Source organism: Lacunimicrobium album (genome assembly GCF_052161635.1).
Classification (GTDB): Bacteria; Planctomycetota; Planctomycetia; order Planctomycetales; family Planctomycetaceae; genus SXPC01.
This window is the reverse complement of record NZ_CP197413.1, coordinates 3,212,248-3,230,409: the sequence shown is the minus strand read 5'-3', so window position 1 is coordinate 3,230,409 and position 18,162 is coordinate 3,212,248. Positions and strand designations below refer to the sequence as shown.

Sequence of the window (18,162 nt, the reverse complement as noted above, 5' to 3'; positions counted from 1 at the left end):
CGGCGCATAAAAAAGCACACCACGACTTCGTGGTGTGCTGGTGTGTTTTCATTTGTTACCAACAACCATCAAGCCGTGGGCATGAAGGTGATGAAGGTCCCCGTGAGGTGGTACTCGCCGGTGTTGGCTGTTCCGTTCCAGTTGTTGGGGGTGATGGTAAGATCGCTGTTGAGGTAACCGCTGGCGATTCCCTGGATGGTGCTGGAAGTTCCTTTGAGAAGTGTGACGGTGTCACTTGTAAAATTGAGGGTTGCGACGAGGCGGTCGGTGGATGTCGGTGTGAAGTTGACCCAGGTGGAGTTGTTGTCGTACTGCCACTGAGTGCCGTTGAGACGAACGTTGACGAAGTTGTCGGCGTTGTTGGGGTCGAGACCTGAGAACCGCGTGCGGACGTTCTGCTGGCTGTACATCATGTAGCCAGTGCCGGTGGCGTTGTCGGTGCCGCCGACGCCGTTGCGCAGGTTTGTCAGTGGCGTGCGTGGTGCGAAGGTGAGGTAGGTTCCGGTGAGGTGGTACTCGCCGGTGTTGGGGCTTCCGTTCCAGTTGTTGGCGATGATGGCGAGGTCGCCATCGAGGTAACCTTGGACGATGCCGTTGACCAGGCCGATGTTGCCTTCGAGGAGGGTGACGGTGTCGGTGGTGAAGTTAAGAGCGGCGACGAGGATGTCGGTGGAGGTGGGTGTGAAGTTGACCCAGGTGGAGTTGTTGTCGTACTGCCACTGAGCGCCGTTGAGACGGACGTTGACAAAGTTGTCGGCGTTGTTGGGGTCGAGACCTGAGAAGCGGGTGCGGACGTTCTGCTGGCTGTACATCATATAGCCGGTGCCGGTGGCGTTGTCAGTGCCGCCGACGCCGTTGCGCAGGTTGGTGAGTGGGGTGGCTCCGGGTGGGAGTTCGACGACATCGGTGACTGAGATGACGAAGGTCTTCTCGAAGAAGAGGCCACCCTGATCAGTGGTGCGGACGCGGATGGTGTAGCTGGACTTGGCTTCGTAGTTGAAGCTGGCGGTGGTGCGGAGCTGATTGCCGACGATGGTGAAGGAGGGATTGTCGGCTGAGCCGGTGCCAGCGACCAGGGAGTAGGTGAAGGTGTTGTTGGTATCGGGATCAATGGTGGAGAAGGACCCCACGGGTGTCCCAGAGGGCTGATTCTCTGCGATGGTTGTCGTGGAGAGAGACAGATTGAGAGGCGATGAACTCGTCACGTGGGCGAAGGTGATGAAGGTTCCGGTGAGGTGGTACTCGCCGGTGTTGGCGTTTCCGTTCCAGTTGTTGGGTGTGATGGAGAGGTCACCGTCGAGGTAGCCGCTGGCGATTCCCTGGATGGTGCTGAAGGTTCCCCTCAGCAGATCCACGGTGTCGGTGGTGAAGTTGAGGGCGGCGACGAGGACGTCGGTGGAGGTGGGAGTGAAGTTGACCCAGGTGGAGTTGTTGTCGTACTGCCACTGAGCGCCGTTGAGACGAACGTTGACGAAGTTGTCAGCGTTGCTGGAGTCGAGACCGGAGAAGCGGGTGCGGACGTTCTGCTGGCTGTACATCATGTAGCCAGTGCCGGTGGCGTTGTCAGTGCCGCCGACGCCGTTGCGCAGGTTTGTCAGTGGCGTGCGTGGTGCGAAGGTGATGTAAGTGCCGGTGACCCGGTACTCACCTGCGTTGGTGGTGCCAGCCCAGTTGTTGGCGATGATGGCGAGGTCGCCATCGAGGTAACCTTGGACGATGCCGTTGACCAGGCCGATGTTGCCTTCGAGGAGGGTGACAGTGTCGGTGGTGAAGTTAAGAGCGGCGACGAGGATGTCGGTGGAGGTCGGAGTGAAGTTGACCCAGGTGGTGTTGTTATCGTACTGCCACTGAGACCCGTTGAGGCGGACGTTGATGAAGTTGTCGGCGTTGTTGGGATCGAGTCCCGAGAAGCGGGTACGGACGTTTTGCTGGCTGTACATCATGTAGCCGGAGCCAGTGGCGTTGTCAGTGCCGCCGACGCCGTTGCGCAGGTTCGTGAGTGGGGTGCGGGCAGCGAAGGTGATGTAAGTCCCCTGCAATCCAAACTCGCCAGCATTGGAGACGCCATTGTAGACATTGGGCGTGATGACGAGATTTGTGTCGACGAATCCTTTGAAGATACCGCTGATGGTCCCGAAGTTGCCTCGGAGCATGGTGAGGGTATCGGCTGTGAAGTTGACTTCCGCGATCAGCACATCCGTGGCTGTGGGCGTGAAGTTGACCCAGGCGTCATTGTTGGCGAATTGCCATTGGCCGTTGTTGAACTGGACAGCGAGGAAATGATCTGCATTTTGAGGGAGCAGACCGGTGAAGCGCTGCTTGACGTTTTGTTGGCTGTAGAGGATGTAGCCGGTGCCGGTGGCCGCGTCATTGGCGGCGATCCCGGAGCCGAGGTTGGTTAAATCGACATCATTGACATCGGTCACGCTGATGTCGAATTGTTTCGTACGGACGATGCCGGACTGGTCCGTGGTGCTGACGAGAATCGAATAGCTCGACTTGGCTTCGAAATTGAAGCTGGCGGTTGTTCGCAACTGATCGCCCACAATCTGGAAGCTGGCATTGTCCGTCGAACCAGTCCCAGCGACCAGGGAGTAAGTGAACGTGTCCCCAGAATCAGGGTCGGTGGTGGAGAAGGTGCCGACGGGTGTGCCAGCGGACAGGTTTTCGGCGACAGAGGGATTGGTGAGATGAATGTCCGTTGGCTCAGAAATTCCTGTAATGGTCAGTTGAAAGGAACCTGACGACTCCCCGCTTTGGTCGCCCTCACCGGTGAAGAAGTCGTAAGAAAGGTTATTGTAGGCGGAAACGCCCAGGAAATAACTTCCGGCGGTGTCGAAGACGTGTGCGCCCTGGTTACCGGGGGGGGAAGCGCCGTCGTCGATTGTGGTGATCACGTTCCCCTGAAGGTCGAAGATGCGGAAGAATGGATCCAGGGAACTGCTGCCAGTGAGGTCGAGATCAAAGAAGATCGTCTGCCCGGCGGAGGCTTCGAAGCGGTAGAGATCGACATCGTCGATGCTATCGATGGAGTCCATAAAGGAGTCAACCGGTGAATCGACGGCGATGGCTTCATGACGCTGGTCGTCAGAGTCGGTGTTGACATCGATGTCGATGCCCCACAGCGATGCTCCGGTGCCCAAGGCAATCTCATCGAGAACGTCTCCCGTCATAGCATCAAGGACGACCATGCGCGTGGGCCGCGTCACGTAGAGAAATTTGCCGTCGTCGCTGATCGCCAGACGATCGATGCCGGTGATGTTGGCATCGGATACTTCCAAACCTGTTGTTAGAAACATTGTCCCAATTCCGGCGGTTGCGGAATTGAACTCGTAGCCACGGACCACATCGTTGGTTGAAAGAGTATAGAATCGGGATCCATCCGGGGCAAAAACTACACTAACCGAATCAACCTCCGTTGCACTAGTCCCCAAAAGAGATATGCGCGTCATCGTTGAGACATTCAGGAACTCGATGTTGTTGTTCGAATGCAGAAATGCGTATTGTCCATCGGGAGACAGAACAGTATTGAATGCAAACGTGTCATTGGTGAAATAGACCGCATTGCTATCGCTGATCGTCCCTTCGGCATCGATTGTGTATTTGCGAATGTTTCCATCATTGAAACCGACCAGAATGACCCCATTCGCAGCCACGTCCAAGTGATAGCTCGGGGCAGGTAAGTCGAAACGGTCAATTTCGAGCAGGGATTGCAGGGAGATGACAGAGATCTCACTGTTCGGATTTTGAAATCCCGTGGCGAGCAGGAATTTGCCGTCGTCGGTAAGTTCGAGTTCCGCTGGTTCAATCGAGACATTGATCGGATCGCCCCCATTGGCCAATGTGAGAGTGACCAGATCAATCACCCAGATCTTGTTTTCAGTTTCGGAAGAAACAAACGCTCGTGTGCCGTCAGCGGTGATCACGACATCGCCATCACCCGAAGTACCCGTCCCCAGGTCTAGCGTGGCGAGGGTCTCGTTGGTCGCCAGGTCGAAGATGACGGCTTGATTACCGCTCGTTGAGCCATTCATGAACACGCCGCGACCAGGCTGATAGTCCGGCACGAAGAAGCGGATCGCCGTCCCGCTGGTGAGGACTTGTTGATTGAAGCCGATCTGGTTGGAATGGGCCGGGGCATTTCCGTTATTGATGCCGACGGTGGCCAATCCGCCACGAGAAAGAGCTGAGAATTCGCTGTCGACGTCGACATAATTGAAAATGATCTCCCCCGGATCATCATTGGTGTCGAGTTCCAATATCGTTTGGAATGTCATCATATTTGTCCGCTCGATCCATTGATGCACATTCCATTCGACAATCAGATCATCAACACCATCGCCGGTGATATCCGAAAAGGTGTAGAGGACAGAATCGCTGTCATTGACACTTGTTATTAAATCATCCCAGTAGGGAGCGATCAGATTGAAAGTCGTAGAGGGCGTGGAGAGATCTTGATTAGTGTCCAGGATCAATCCGCCGCCGAAAGAAATCAGTCCGTTCGAACTGATGGAGAGTTCCGAATAGACGTTGCCGCCGAAGTTGAAACTCTGGCTGCCGAGGCTGATGATAGCGGTTTCATCGTCCACAGCCGTCAGCACCTCGGTTACGCCAGCGGACCCGGCGACCAGATCGATGTCACGAAACGGCGTGGCGACGTCGGAGTAAAACGCTCCTGCCGAGAGGAGCGTGCGGCTTTCCAGCGACATCTGGCAAGCGGGGGAGGTGGGAATGCCCGCCCGGTTTTGACGGCGAGTGGCTCGTCGGCTCCGTCTGGCGACGTGAAACTTGCGACACTGAAGTTTTTCAAAAGCGGCCGCAAGTAAACCAGACAAGACCGGAGAAAGCATAAAAGCTCCGAATAGGCAAAATCGGTAAAAGAGTCCGGCAGATGATCACGTCCGTTCATGAGTAACCGATTAACCCCAGGAAGTAAAATGAAAACCCTGCAGCGAATTGTGAATTCTTGAACAAGAGCCTGTTATGCACTTGAGACAACAATTCTCTGCAGCATGATGCCCAGGTAAGCGATCCAGTGATAGCCAGCCAAGGTCTGTGTCAGACGTTCATAGTCTCTCGCCAGACGTCGATGACGTCCCAGCCAGCCGAAGGTTCGCTCCACGACCCAACGCCTTGGCAACAGCACAAATCCTTTCTTGGCTTCGGTGTGCTTGACGATCTCCAACTCGATCTCATGAGCCGCGGCAGTCTCGACTGCTCGTTGTCCCGTATAGCCTTGATCCGCATAAGCCAGTTCCACGCGCCCCTTGGTCAACTCCTGCAGTTTTCTGGCCAGTTCATGGACCTGGTCACGTTCCTGTTCGTTTCCCGGCGTGATCGTGATCGCCAGGAGATTTCCGAGCGTATCGACCGCGACATGGACCTTGGAGCCCTGTTTTTTCTTGGCTCCATCGAAGCCGGCCCGTGAGCCACTCTCCGGTGTTGACTGCAGCGTGCGGGCATCCAGAATGACAGCGGAGGGTTCTTCGTCTCGCTCTTTGAGCAGCCGTTCGATGATTCGCAGATCGTGAGCAATGGCTTCGAACACTCCCGCATGGAGCCAGCGACGAGCCTGCTGATACACCGCTGTCCAAGGGGGGAAGTCATTGGGCAGGTAGCGCCACTGCACGCCGGTGCGAACGACATAGCGGATGGCATTGAAGACCTCTCGCAGAGAGTACTCACGCTGCGGCGCTTCTTCGGTCATGAGAGTTAAGTAAGGGAGCAGGAATTCCCACTGCTCGTCGGTCACATGGCTGGGGTAGGTTGACGTCCGTGTCGTGTTCATCCGCGTAAGATCGGATGAACATGGGGGATAAGTCAATAACAAGCTCAAGGACGACTTACGCCGGACAAGGAGATTGCGCCGCGCGCGTAAAAAAACACGCCGCGGCAAGCGTGGCGTGTTTTTTATGGTCATGCTATGGTCATGCTATGGTCATGCTATGGTCATGCTATGGTCATGCTATGGTCATGCTATGGTCATGCTATGGTCATGCTATGGTCATGCTATGGTCATGCTATGGTCATGCTATGGTCATGCTATGGTCATGCTATGGTCATGCTATGGTCATGCTATGGTCATGCTATGGTCATGCTATGGTCATGCTATGGTCATGCTATGGTCATGCTATGGTCATGCTATGGTCATGCTATGGTCATGCTATGGTCATGCTATGGTCATGCTATGGTCATGCTATGGTCATGCTATGGTCATGCTATGGTCATGCTATGGTCTTTGAGGCTCCCTTGAGGAAAAGAGCCTGTTTGGACTTAGGCGAGTTGCTCGCGTCGGGCGACGAGAGTCCGGACACGTTCTGCCAGCAGAGCAATCGGGTCAGGCGATCGTGGGCATGAAGGTGATGAAGGTACCCGTGAGGTGGTACTCGCCGGTGTTGGCGGTGCCGTTCCAGTTGTTGGGGGTGATGGTGAGGTCACCGTCGAGGTAGCCGCTGGCGATTCCCTGGATGGTGCTGAAGGTTCCCTTCAGCAGGTCCACGGTGTCAGCAGTGAAGTCGAGGGCAGCGACGAGGCGGTCCGATGAGGTGGGCACGAAGTTGACCCAGGTGGAGTTGTTGTCGTACTGCCACTGAGCGCCGTTGAGACGAACGTTGACGAAGTTGTCGGCGTTGTTGGAGTCGAGACCTGAGAAACGCGTGCGGACGTTAGACTGGCTGTACATCATGTAGCCAGTGCCGGTGGCATTGTCGGTGCCGCCGACGCCGTTGCGGAGGCCGGTGAGCGACGTGCGTGGTGCGAAGGTGATGAAGGTTCCGGTGAGGTGGTACTCGCCGGTGTTGGGGCTTCCGTTCCAGTTGTTGGCGATGATGTTCAGGTCGCCATCGAGGTAACCTTGGACGATGCCGTTGACCAGACCGAGGTTGCCTTCGAGCATCGTGACAGTATCAGCGGTGAAGTCGAGTTCTGCGACGAGGACGTCGGTGGAGGTGGGGGTGAAGTTGACCCAGGTGGAGTTGTTGTCGTACTGCCACTGAGAGCCGTTGAGACGCACGTTGACGAAGTTGTCGGCGTTGTTGGAGTCGAGTCCTGAGAAGCGGGTGCGGACGTTCTGTTGGCTGTACATCATGTAGCCCGTGCCGGTGGCGTTGTCGGTGCCGCCGACGCCGTTGCGGAGGCCGGTGAGCGACGTGCGTGGTGCGAAGGTGATGAAGGTGCCGGTGACCCGGTACTCACCTGCGTTGGTGGTTCCGTTCCAGTTGTTGGCGATGATGTTCAGGTCGCCATCAAGGTAACCTTGCACAATGCCGTTGACCACTCCGATGTTGCCTTCGAGCATCGTGACGGTATCGGCAGTAAAGTCGAGTTCTGCGACGAGAACGTCGGTCGATGTGGGGGTGAAGTTGACCCAGGTGGAGTTGTTGTCGTACTGCCACTGGGTACCGTTGAGGCGGACGTTGATGAAGTTATCGGCGTTGTTGGAGTCGAGTCCTGAGAAGCGGGTGCGGACGTTTTGCTGGCTATACATGGTGTAGCCGGTTCCGGTGGCGTTGTCCGTGCCGGCAATCCCGGAACGAAGATTCGTCAACGCCGTTACGCCAGGGGGCAATTCTGAAACATCCGTGACAGAGATCGTGAAGATTTTTTCAAACCACAGGCCACCTTGATCGGTACTGCGGATACGAATGGAATACGAAGACTTCGCCTCGAAATTGAAGCTGGCATTCGTACGAAGTTGGTTGCCTGCGAGGGTGAAGGCGGCGTTGTTGGTCGAGCCAGTGCCGGAGACAAGAGTGTAGCTGTGACTATTACCTGCGTCTGGATCAGTGGTGGTCAAGGTGCCAACGGCCGTGTTAGCGGGCAGGTTTTCAGAAACGGAGCTGTTGCTCAAGACGAGATTGCTAGGCCCCTCATTAAGATCAATGACCGATATGGTAAAGGATTTCTCACGGAAGAAGCCGCCCTGATCCGTTGTGCGAATGCGAATGGTATATGACGACTTGGACTCGAAGTCGAAGCTCCCATTCGTTCGTAACTGATTGCCTGAAATCGTGAAGGCTGCGTTATCAGTGGAACCTGTTCCGGTGACGAGTTTGTAATTGTGCGTATTGCCAACATCGGGATCAGTTGTGGTCAAGGTGCCAACCGTAGAAACAGTTGGTTGGTTTTCTGCCAGAGAGAGCGAAGAAAGTGTCACGTCAGTGGGAAGTTCATTGACATTGGAAATCGTGATCGTGAACGCCTTTGAAATGGAGAGTCCGCTCTGATCTGTGGTACGAACACGAATCGAGTAACTGGCTTTGGCCTCGTGATTAAAGATCGCATTCGTACGAAGTTGATTGCCAACAATCGTGAAGGCGCTGTTATCAGTGGAACCCGTTCCAGTAGCAAATGTGTAAGTGAAGGTGTTGCCAACATCCTGATCAGTCGTAGTAAAACTGCCGACGGTCGTGCCGACTGGGCGATTCTCAGCAATCGAAGCTGCAGAGAGCGTCAGATTGGTAGGAACTTCGTTTACATTGTTGACAGTGATCGTAAAGACCTTCTCGACAGGAATGCTTCCCTGGTCGTAGGTGCGAACGCGAATCGAGAGGCTCGAGTTGGCTTCATAGTTGATGCTGCCGTTCGTGCGAAGTTGGTTGCCAACGATGGTAAACAACGAATTGTCGGTCGAGCCAGTGCCAGAGACGAGCGAGAATGTGCTCACGTCGCCGAGGTCAGTGATGGTCGAGCCGAGCAGGCCGACGGTCGTGCCAACAGGAACGTTCTCGACAACAGTCAAGCTAGAAAGGGTAATGTCTGTAGACTGAATGTTCGGCTCGACATTGTACAGCGTGAAGGCGAATGGAATCGGATCTTCGTCAAAGAGGTATCCTTCGACTAAAAGCATGTAGGTACCACTCAAAGTGAGAGGTGATGTCGAGAGGTCATTGGTGAGGTTGCTGGCAGTGATGTAACCCCCGAGAGGATCCAGCAGACGCCAAGTCGCATTTGAGCCAGCTGTCAGTTCGGATGCGTTCAGATAGAGAAGATCACCCTGGTTGGCGCTGAACTGGTAAAGGTATGCCTGGCTGGCGGGGTTAAGCTCACTGGTTACTTCGACACCGGGAGTGATCGTCGTGGCTGCGCCATAGCTGAGCAGTCGGAAAGAGTAATCGCCTGGGATGCTTTGAGACTCAGACAGTGCCAGCTGATACTGACCTGCGACAGGAGCATAGAAAAGGCTCTCGCTATTAATGGCTCCTGCGCCGTAATAAAATTGTCCGGCTGGGCCATAGGAAGGTATTCCGTTAGGTCCCGTGACTTGCCATTGGATGTTGGTGTCCCCACTCAGTGCATCGAAATAATACCATCCTGGTGCCGTGACATCGAAGAGATAGTCATCCTGCTCGAGCTCCGCCAGTGAGCCGTTGACGGTGCTGCCCAGGGTCAATGGATTCCCTGTCAATGGTGGGAGGGGAGTATTCCCCAATGAAACAACATTGATCGTGTATTGCGTCGCCTCAGAGTCATACTCATTTCCATCGACCACTAACGTGTAAGTTCCAGACAACGTCAGCGGATCTGTGGAAGCGTTGTTGCCCAGTGGTGAGTAATAAATAATCGGCTGTCCGAGCGGATCGATCAGGTGCCAGGTGCCATTTTGGGGGTTGGCAGAATTACTGGTCTGAATAATGAATTCATCGCCCGCAGTGGCATTGAAGCTGAATAGATGCGACATGCCTGCAGGATCGAGCGTTCCACTGAATGCCGTCCCGGGAGTGATCGGGGACGCGCTGCTGACGTTCAGCAGGCGGAAGGAGTATTCTGGAGTGCTATCGCCATAGCCTGAAAGCGTCAGTACGTATTCACCCGCAACAGGTGCGTAAAAGTAGCTGTCGGTATTTGTGCCACCAGAGCCAGATGAGTAACCAATTACGGAACCATACGGAATCCCATTTGGTCCCTCAACTTGCCAGGCTGCTCCATCCGTGTCCAGGCCATCCATATAAAACCAGCCAGGCTGTGTTACCGTAAAATGATACTTGTCAACTTCGCCGGGGGTACTGATGGAACCATCAACGATCGTCTCCAATGTCAAAGGACTGGCAGGGAGTGGCGGGTATGAGTACATGGTAAAAGCGAATGGAACAGTTTCTTCTTCAAAGAAAGCGCCTTCGATCAAGAGCGTGTAAGTACCATTCAACGTGACGGGATCACTCGTCAGGTCATAGGTAAGAAATGTTGAGCTCACGTCATTTCCAAGCGGATCCAACAAACTCCAATAGGCGCTTGACGAAACGCTCAAGTCCGCCGCCTGCAGGAAGAATCGGTCGCCCTGGTTGGCGGTAAACTGGTAAATGAATGACTGGCTGGCAGGGTTAAGCTCACCGGTTACTTCGACACCGGGAGTGATCGTCGTGGCTGCGCCATAGCTGAGCAGTCGGAAAGAATAATCGCTTGGGACGTTTTGAGACTCAGAGAGTGTCAGCTGATACTGACCTGCGACTGGGGCATAGAAAAGACCATTGCTGTTGATAAATCCACTGCCGTAGTAATATTGTCCGGCTGGGCCATAGTAAGGTATTCCGTTAGGACCCCCAACTTGCCATTGTACGTTGGAATCTCCACTCAATGCATCGAAGTAATACCATCCTGGTGCCGTGACATCGAAGAGATAGTCATCCTCTTCCAGTTCTGCCAGTGAGCCGTTGACGGTGCTGCCCAGGGGCAAGGGGCTCCCTGTCAATGGCGGGAGGGGGGTGTTTCCCAACGGAGCAACATTGATGGTGTATTGCGTGGCCTCAGAGTCATACTCATATCCATCAACCACTAACGTGTAAGTTCCGGTCAACGTCAGCGGATCTGTGGAAGCGTTGCTGCCCAGTGATGAGGAATTAATCAATTGTCCGAGCGGATTGATCAGATTCCAAGAGCCATTTTGGGGGTTGGCAGAATTACTGGTCTGAATAAAGAATTCATCGCCCGCAGTGGCATTGAAGCTGAATAGATGCGACATGCCAGCAGGATCGAGCGTTCCACTGAATGCTGTGCCAGGAGTGATCGGGGAGGCGCTGCTGACGTCAAGCAGGCGGAAGGAGTAGGTTGCACTATCGCCGGAACCGGAAACAGTCAATGTGTACTCGCCAGCGATTGGAGCGTAGAACATGCTGTCAAAGTAAGTAAATCCCGAGCCATTTGAGGACCCCGTCACGGAACCATACGGGGTCCCATTTGGTCCCTGAACCTCCCAAGCTGCACCATCCGTGTCCAAGCCGTCCATGTAATACCAGCCAGGCTGGCTAACGCTGAATTGGAACGTGTCAACGTCGCCTGGGTGGGAAAGCGTCCCTTCAATCAATTGGCCAACAGTCATCGCAGACAGAAGCACTTTCCGCTCGAGCAAAGAGATGGTTCCGATCTGAGCTGCCGTTGCAGGAGCCCGCTTTCCCATCCGAAAACTACGACGAGACTTCAGAGACGATGGTGCTCGATAAAGTTGCTCAAATGCAGAGAAAAACGAGTTGCCAAGATTCTTCATGGGTAGGTTAATCCTGCCGAGATTAGATGAATAATGTGATTAGTGAACTGGCTAAATGTCGGCTGTTCAGTGGGTGTGCGATTGTCAACTCTTTCTTGATCAGATCAATGGTAAAATAGTATGAATGTACAAATTAAGCGAATATTCCGATTGTAACATTAGTGAGCAAAACTAAATCCGGGTCTGCCAATGTGACTTGAGGCCTGTCATCCCAGCGGATAATCGTTCGGGGGGCCCTTCACTTCGACTTGCTCAATGTGTTGGTGGCCATAAGCTAAGGCCAGGTAAGCAATTACGGTATGAGTGCGCGGTATGCAGGGCGCGAACGGCCTGCATGATCTTTCTGAGTTGGCAACATGCATGCCCCAAGTCGCAAGCAAGGCTCATGGGGATAGAAACAACCGGAGTCAGATTGTGACTGCTATGAATTTCAGCGTGGACGAGTTTTTCAGCACGGTTCTTATATTAGTCACGGGATATGTACATTGTTGCCCATGTGTAAATAAAGAACTGAGGCAAGAGAATGATCTTGCCCCAGTCAGTTAACACTACTGTCGATTATCAAACCGTGGGCATGAAGGTGATGAAGGTTCCGGTGAGGTGGTACTCGCCGGTGTTGGCTGTTCCGTTCCAGTTGTTGGGGGTGATGGAGAGATCGCCGTCGAGATAACCACTGGCGATTCCCTGGATGGTGCTGAAGGTGCCCCTCAGCAGATCCACGGTGTCGGCGGTGAAGTCGAGGGCAGCGACGAGGACGTCGGAGGATGTGGGAGTGAAGTTGACCCAGGTCGAGTTGTTGTCGTACTGCCACTGAGCGCCGTTGAGACGGACGTTGACAAAGTTGTCGGCGTTGTTGAAGTCGAGACCTGAGAAGCGGGTGCGGACGTTCTGTTGGCTGTACATCATGTAGCCGGTGCCGGTGGCGTTATCGGTGCCGCCGACGCCGTTGCGGAGGTTTGTCAGCGACGTGCGTGGTGCGAAGGTGATGTAGGTGCCGGTCAAGTCATACTCACCGGCGTTGCTGACGCCGTTGTAGGCGTTCGCAGTGATGGTCAGATCGCTGTCGAGATAACCTTGCACAATGCCGTTGACCACTCCGAGGTTGCCTTCGAGCATCGTGACAGTGTCAGCGGTGAAGTCGAGTTCTGCGACGAGGACGTCGGTGGAGGTCGGTGTGAAGTTGACCCAGGTGGAATTGTTGTCGTACTGCCACTGAGACCCGTTGAGACGGACGTTGATGAAGTTGCTGGCGTTCGTACTGTTAATTCCAGGGAAGCGTGACTGCAGGCTCTGCTGGCTATACATCAGATAGCCCGTGCCAGTCGCGTTGTCGATCGCGGCGACCCCGAATCGCAAGTTGTTCAGCGGGGTACTGGCTGCAAAGGAAATGAAGCGCCCGCTCACTTCAAACTCACCGGCATTCGCCTGACCCTTCCACTGATTGGCCGTGACCAGGAGATCGCCATCAAGATAGCCCATGGAAATTCCGTTCACGATTCCAAAGTTCCCCTTGAGCATGGTGACGGTATCAGTTGTGAAATCAATGCTGGCGACGAGGACGTCGGTGGAAGTCGGCGTGAAGTTGACCCAGGTCAAGTTGTTGTCGTACTGCCACTGACCTCCGTCGTAGCGAACATTGATGAAATTGTTGGCATTGTTGGAGTCAAGCCCTGAGAACCGCGTCCGAACATTTTGCTGGCTGTACATCATGTAGCCGACGCCGGTGGCGTTATCGGTGCCGCCAACTCCGTAGCGGAGGTTGGTGAGCAGGGTGCCTCCGGGTGGGAGTTCAAAGATATCGGTGACTGAGATGGTGAAGGTTTTTTCGAAGAAGAGTCCCGACTGATCGGTGGTGCGAACGCGAATGGAGTAGCTGGACTTGATTTCGTAGTCGAAGCTGACATTGGCCCGCAGTTCGTTGCCGACGATGGTGAAGGCCGCGTTGTCCGCTGAGCCAATCCCTGAGACAAGAGAATAAACAAAAGTGTCGCCGCTGTCCGGATCGGTCGTGCCAAGCTCGCCGACAGCTGTACCTGGGGGCTGATTCTCTTCAACGGTAGTCCCTGACAGCGACAGACTGTGAGGTGCATGTGGTGTAAACTTCCAGAGTTCTCGGCCTTCGAACGTGCTGTTTCCAAGTACGTAAAACGCACCGTCGGTCGGGAGAATGTCGGTCAACACCACATTATATTGAGCAACCAGCCAGGCTCCATTCTCCTCGCTCCATTCGTAGATGGAGTTTCCGGTCGTGTAGAAGAAGCGGCCGTCAATCACCGTGTAGTCAGAAGCTGACCCGGAAAGATTAAATGTCCGTGAACTGCCAGTCAGGAGGTTGTATTCAGTGATGCGAGCAGGTCCCAGAGAGTTCTGGACGTACAGCGAATCTCCAATTAGTTTCACTTTGCTGATAAAAGCGATGCCTGGGAAGATCGTGTAATTTTCAATCTTACCTTCCGAATTGACCTTCCAGATACCTGTGCTCAAGGATGTCCCCGTAGGAGAGGCTACGGCGTTCAGGAAATATAACTCTCCACCGTAGGCAACGAACTTGCCCGGCGAAGTGCTCGATGTTCCCGGTGATAGTTCACCAACAAGTTCAATTCCCACAGTCGTCGTGTATCGCCAGAGCTCGCGTCCGAGCAGCTGGTTCATACCAGACATATACAACGCGTTGCCGACAACAGTCAGATCACGAATGCTCGAACTGCCGGTTCCAGAATAGATATCAGCAATCAGCTGAACACTACCGTTGGAGTTGAGTGCCCACAGTTCAGAGCCATTTGTTGCATCCGTCGCAACAAAGTAAATGCGACCGGCATACTCGGCCATCGAATTTGGACCAGCAGTGACAGGCGTGAATCCAGTCAGGTCTTTCACCAGGACACTGTTTCCTGATGGATCGATCTTCCAGATGCCGAACAGACCAAGGGCGTCGGTGGCCATAAAATGCAGGGAATTTTGAACTTCAGCAAGCCCGCCGATTCCGGTAAAGAGCCCAGTGCTGATCACACGAGATAACTCACCATCGGTGTCAATTTTCCAGATCTCATTAACAGCATTCGCAACCAGATACGTTTCGCCGCCGATGACGATCGAGCCCGAAATAGAACCCGATGTAAAACTCCCCTGTGTTTCTGGAGTGATGATGGTCGGTAGTTCAAGCTGAGGATCAGGAATGACTTCAGTCTCGAAAGTGAAGTTGTACTCGGAAGGCTCGATTTCGCCTCCCTGGAACGTCAGGTTTAATACGTTCTCTGATTCACCAAGCAGCCATGAATTGACACGGAGAGTGATCGAAACCGATTGACCTGGCAGAAGATTGACGTTCGAAGGAATCGTAAAGGTGATACCGCTACCCAGCGTTTGCCTTGCGCTCAAATACGCAGCGAAATTTCCAGTGTTTCTGACCAGAAAAGTGAATGTCTGGTCCGCAAACTGTGTGAATCGCCCCAGATCGACGACAGAGCCATTGATGATCGTGGAACCAGACAGCGTAAACGACAGCTGAGGTGATTCGTCAATGTTCGAAAGGTTGATCGTGACTTCGGCAAACGAGCTTTCTCGAACCTTGCCACTGTCCTTTACTTCGATCCGAAGTTTGAAGGGAACGCCGTATTCGAAGTTGAGCACGCGAGTGTCTTTGACCCGAATTTGGCCCGTATAACGATCAATCTCAAAGGCACCAGACAGGTTTCCATCAGCGATCGAATAGGTCAGAAGTTGTCCAGCGTCTGGATCGGTAGCCACGACCGTTCCAACGACTGTTCCATTGGCTGAGTTTTCAGGAATCGTAAATTCCTGGTCAGCAACTATTGGTGGTGCACTCGGAGTGGCATTTGTGTACTTCGCAAAGACAGTCCCACGGAAATCATCTGCAGAGAAATAGATTTCATCATTATACTCGAAGAAATATCGTGGCGAGCTTGAGCTATTTCCTTCTCTAAAATCTTTGACGAGTTCGGCAGAGAGATCTGGGTTGATCCGCCAGAGTTCTATCCCATGAATACCATCATTGGCTGTAAATATGAGTTCGTCACCGACAGAATAAAAGTCGTCTGGATGCCCAGAAGAACCAACGTTCGAAACTGAGAAGACCTGTTGTTCGCTGCCGGTCGTAAGATCGATTCGCCACAACGTGACACTACCAGAAATGGTCTTGCTGAAATACGCACCACCATTGTGCAGGATATGCAGATCAGTAGCAGTTGTGGCAGCAATCAAAACAGGGATTCCATCGGCTGCAATTTTCCACAACTCGGGCGACGGCCCGTTTGGTCTTGTGATAAAGTAAAGGACTCCATCGGTATCAACAAGCAGACTCTCCGGGTTGGAACTTCCGGTGCCAGCGATTATATCTGTCACGCGGACCGGATTATTGAACTCATCAAATTTCCAGAGTTCGTTGCCATGAGTTGAAGTCGCCGCGGTGAAGTAAATTGTCCCATGAGCGTATGCGAAATTTGAGGAATTAGCGTCAAAATCGCTAGGACTGATGCCTGCGACAATTCCTGCGCTGCCATCGGAATAGATTTTCCACAGTTGTGGACCTTCTGAATTTGAAGCAGAGAAATATGCAATTTCGCCGAGTTGATAGAACGTCGTCAGCCTCGAGTTGCTGATTTTGTTAAGAGTTCCATTCGAATCAAGGCGCCAGATACCAGTTGTTCCATCATTTTGATATTCAGCAAAGAAGTGATGTCCATTTACAGAAATTCCAAGAGATTTCTTCTCATAAGCTCCTAAAGCCCGTGGAAGGAAATTACCAACCTGTTCGACAACGCCAGAATTTGTTAATCGAAACAGGCGGTCCGGACCAATGTCCATTGTCCTTGCCGTGAAATAGATCATCCCGTCCAGGACAGTAAGAGACATAGGACTCGACGATCCTGAATCTGGATTAAGATCAGAGATCTGGGTGATTGTCCCCGCAGCGTCCATCCGCCATAACTCATTGCCGCTCTGGCCCGTCGGCGAATTGCTGGTGAAATATACATACTGTCCAGCAACAACAGCATTGGACAATGACATGCCAGTAGCGAGGGTGATCTCATTGCCATAGGCATCAATGTACTTGATCGTAGGATGGCCATTTTTGTAGGCCGTGTAATAAAGTCGACCGTTAAACTCAACAGAAGCAAAATAGTTTTCGGTCGACAATCGAGGGGCGGTTGTAAGTCGTTTTATCTGTCCCGCGTCGTCGACAGACCAGTATTGGTAACGGTACTCGTCATTGGATCCAAGAAAAATGAGCACATTGTTAAATGCGAAAAGTTCTCCAAATGTATGCGGGGCAGTGATAGTCGTGAGTCGCTGAAGATCACCAGCAGGGTTGATTCTCCAGAGGCCAAGGACGCCCGTGGTATCTGTCGCGGTGAAGTAAAGAGTGCCATTCACATTCGTGAGGGTAGAAGGGGAACCGTTTGATGGTCCGATATTCAGATCGATGACCAGTTCTAGACCTGTTGGAACAACTTTCCACAGTTCGCGGCCAACATCCGAGCGTGTCGTGACAACATAGACATTGCTTCCAACAGCTTCGACATCGTCAAAGGTAGAGCTTCCGTTACCCAGAGTGAAGTCGACAACTAGTTCAGCCTGATTGTTGCTGGTGATTCTCCACAATTCACGGCCTTCCTGGGTGGTCTGAGCCGTGAAGTAAAGCGTTCCATTGGAGTTGACTAGAAATGTTGGTGAACTCAGTGTCTGGTCAGTTGTGCTCTTGATCTCTGTCAAACTGCCATCAGAGTTGAGATGCCAGAGTCTTTGAAGGCTTGTGAAATACAACTCTCCACCAACGTCCGTCAGGTTAGCCGGGTCTGATGATCCAGAACCTGGCTGAAGGTCAGCAACCAGGACGACCTGTCCGAGTGAGTCCACTTTCCAAAGTTCGCGTCCAGTCGTCGAGCCCGCAGATGCAGAGAAATAAAGAGTTCCACCCACGACAGTCATGTTGGAGATGTTGGAACTGTTGCCCCCGGCATAGAGATCACTGACCAGTTCAGCTGATCCATTGGAGTTGATTCTCCAGAGTTCATTCCCCGCTGGGCTACCTGTCGAAGAATTGCCGCCAGATGCCGTCAGATAAAGTGTGTCTCCAACTGCAGTCAGATTCGCCGGGGAGGAACTTGCGACTCCCACGAAAAGATCCGATGCCAAAGACACGACACCATTCTGATCCAACTTGAAGACTTCCACTCCGGTCGTCGAGTGAGATGCAATGAAATAGAGTGCCCCATTCACGTTGGCCATCGAACCGGTTGCAGGGAGACTCGTCCCAAAAGTTAGTGAGGTCCCCTCATACTGGAGATTGACAATCTCGACACCCTGCGCTGATGTGTAGCGATGTAAGGCGTTTTGACCGTTACTGTTCGTAATGAAGTAAAGAGCACCGTTGAGTTCTGTTCTCGATAGCCAAACACCGGAATTGGTATTCGTGAAATCTGTCGAGACATCTTCGATCGTACCGCTCAGCAGCACTCTGGCTTCGAGGTTGACAAGCGCGGACTCGTTGGCGGATTGAGATGACTGACGTCGGGTCTTGCGGGCGGGTTGGCGGGAGAAGAGCTGCTTGTACCAGTCCAGAGAAAGAGAAGTAGAAGCAACGTCCTTGCGGCTTGGATTGTTCAGCGACATCGATTGGTTCCGATAGTGTACAAAAATGAGTAGAGCGTGGATTCTACTAA

General features: G+C 53.2%; 4 protein-coding genes. All 4 read right to left on the bottom strand.

Translation table 11 applies throughout. The annotated features are described in order from the left end of the window. Window positions 1–68: 68 nt before the first annotated feature. A complete protein-coding gene (locus SH248x_RS12790) occupies window positions 69–4,850 on the bottom strand; it encodes a cadherin domain-containing protein (protein ID WP_459554672.1) in 4,782 nt (1,593 codons plus the stop codon). A 131-nt stretch (window positions 4,851–4,981) separates the two neighbouring features. Then, window positions 4,982–5,788, bottom strand: a complete 807-nt coding sequence (locus tag SH248x_RS12785; RefSeq protein WP_459554671.1) for an IS5 family transposase — start codon at window positions 5,786–5,788, stop codon at window positions 4,982–4,984. A gap of 549 nt (window positions 5,789–6,337) precedes the next feature. Next, on the bottom strand, window positions 6,338–11,479 hold the full coding sequence (locus SH248x_RS12780) for a cadherin repeat domain-containing protein (RefSeq protein WP_459554670.1): 5,142 nt from the start codon (window positions 11,477–11,479) through the stop codon (window positions 6,338–6,340). Window positions 11,480–12,040: 561 nt separating this feature from the next. Beyond that, window positions 12,041–18,112 (bottom strand): cadherin domain-containing protein, encoded by a 6,072-nt coding sequence (locus SH248x_RS12775; RefSeq protein ID WP_459554669.1) that lies wholly within the window; start codon window positions 18,110–18,112, stop codon window positions 12,041–12,043. Window positions 18,113–18,162: the final 50 nt, after the last annotated feature.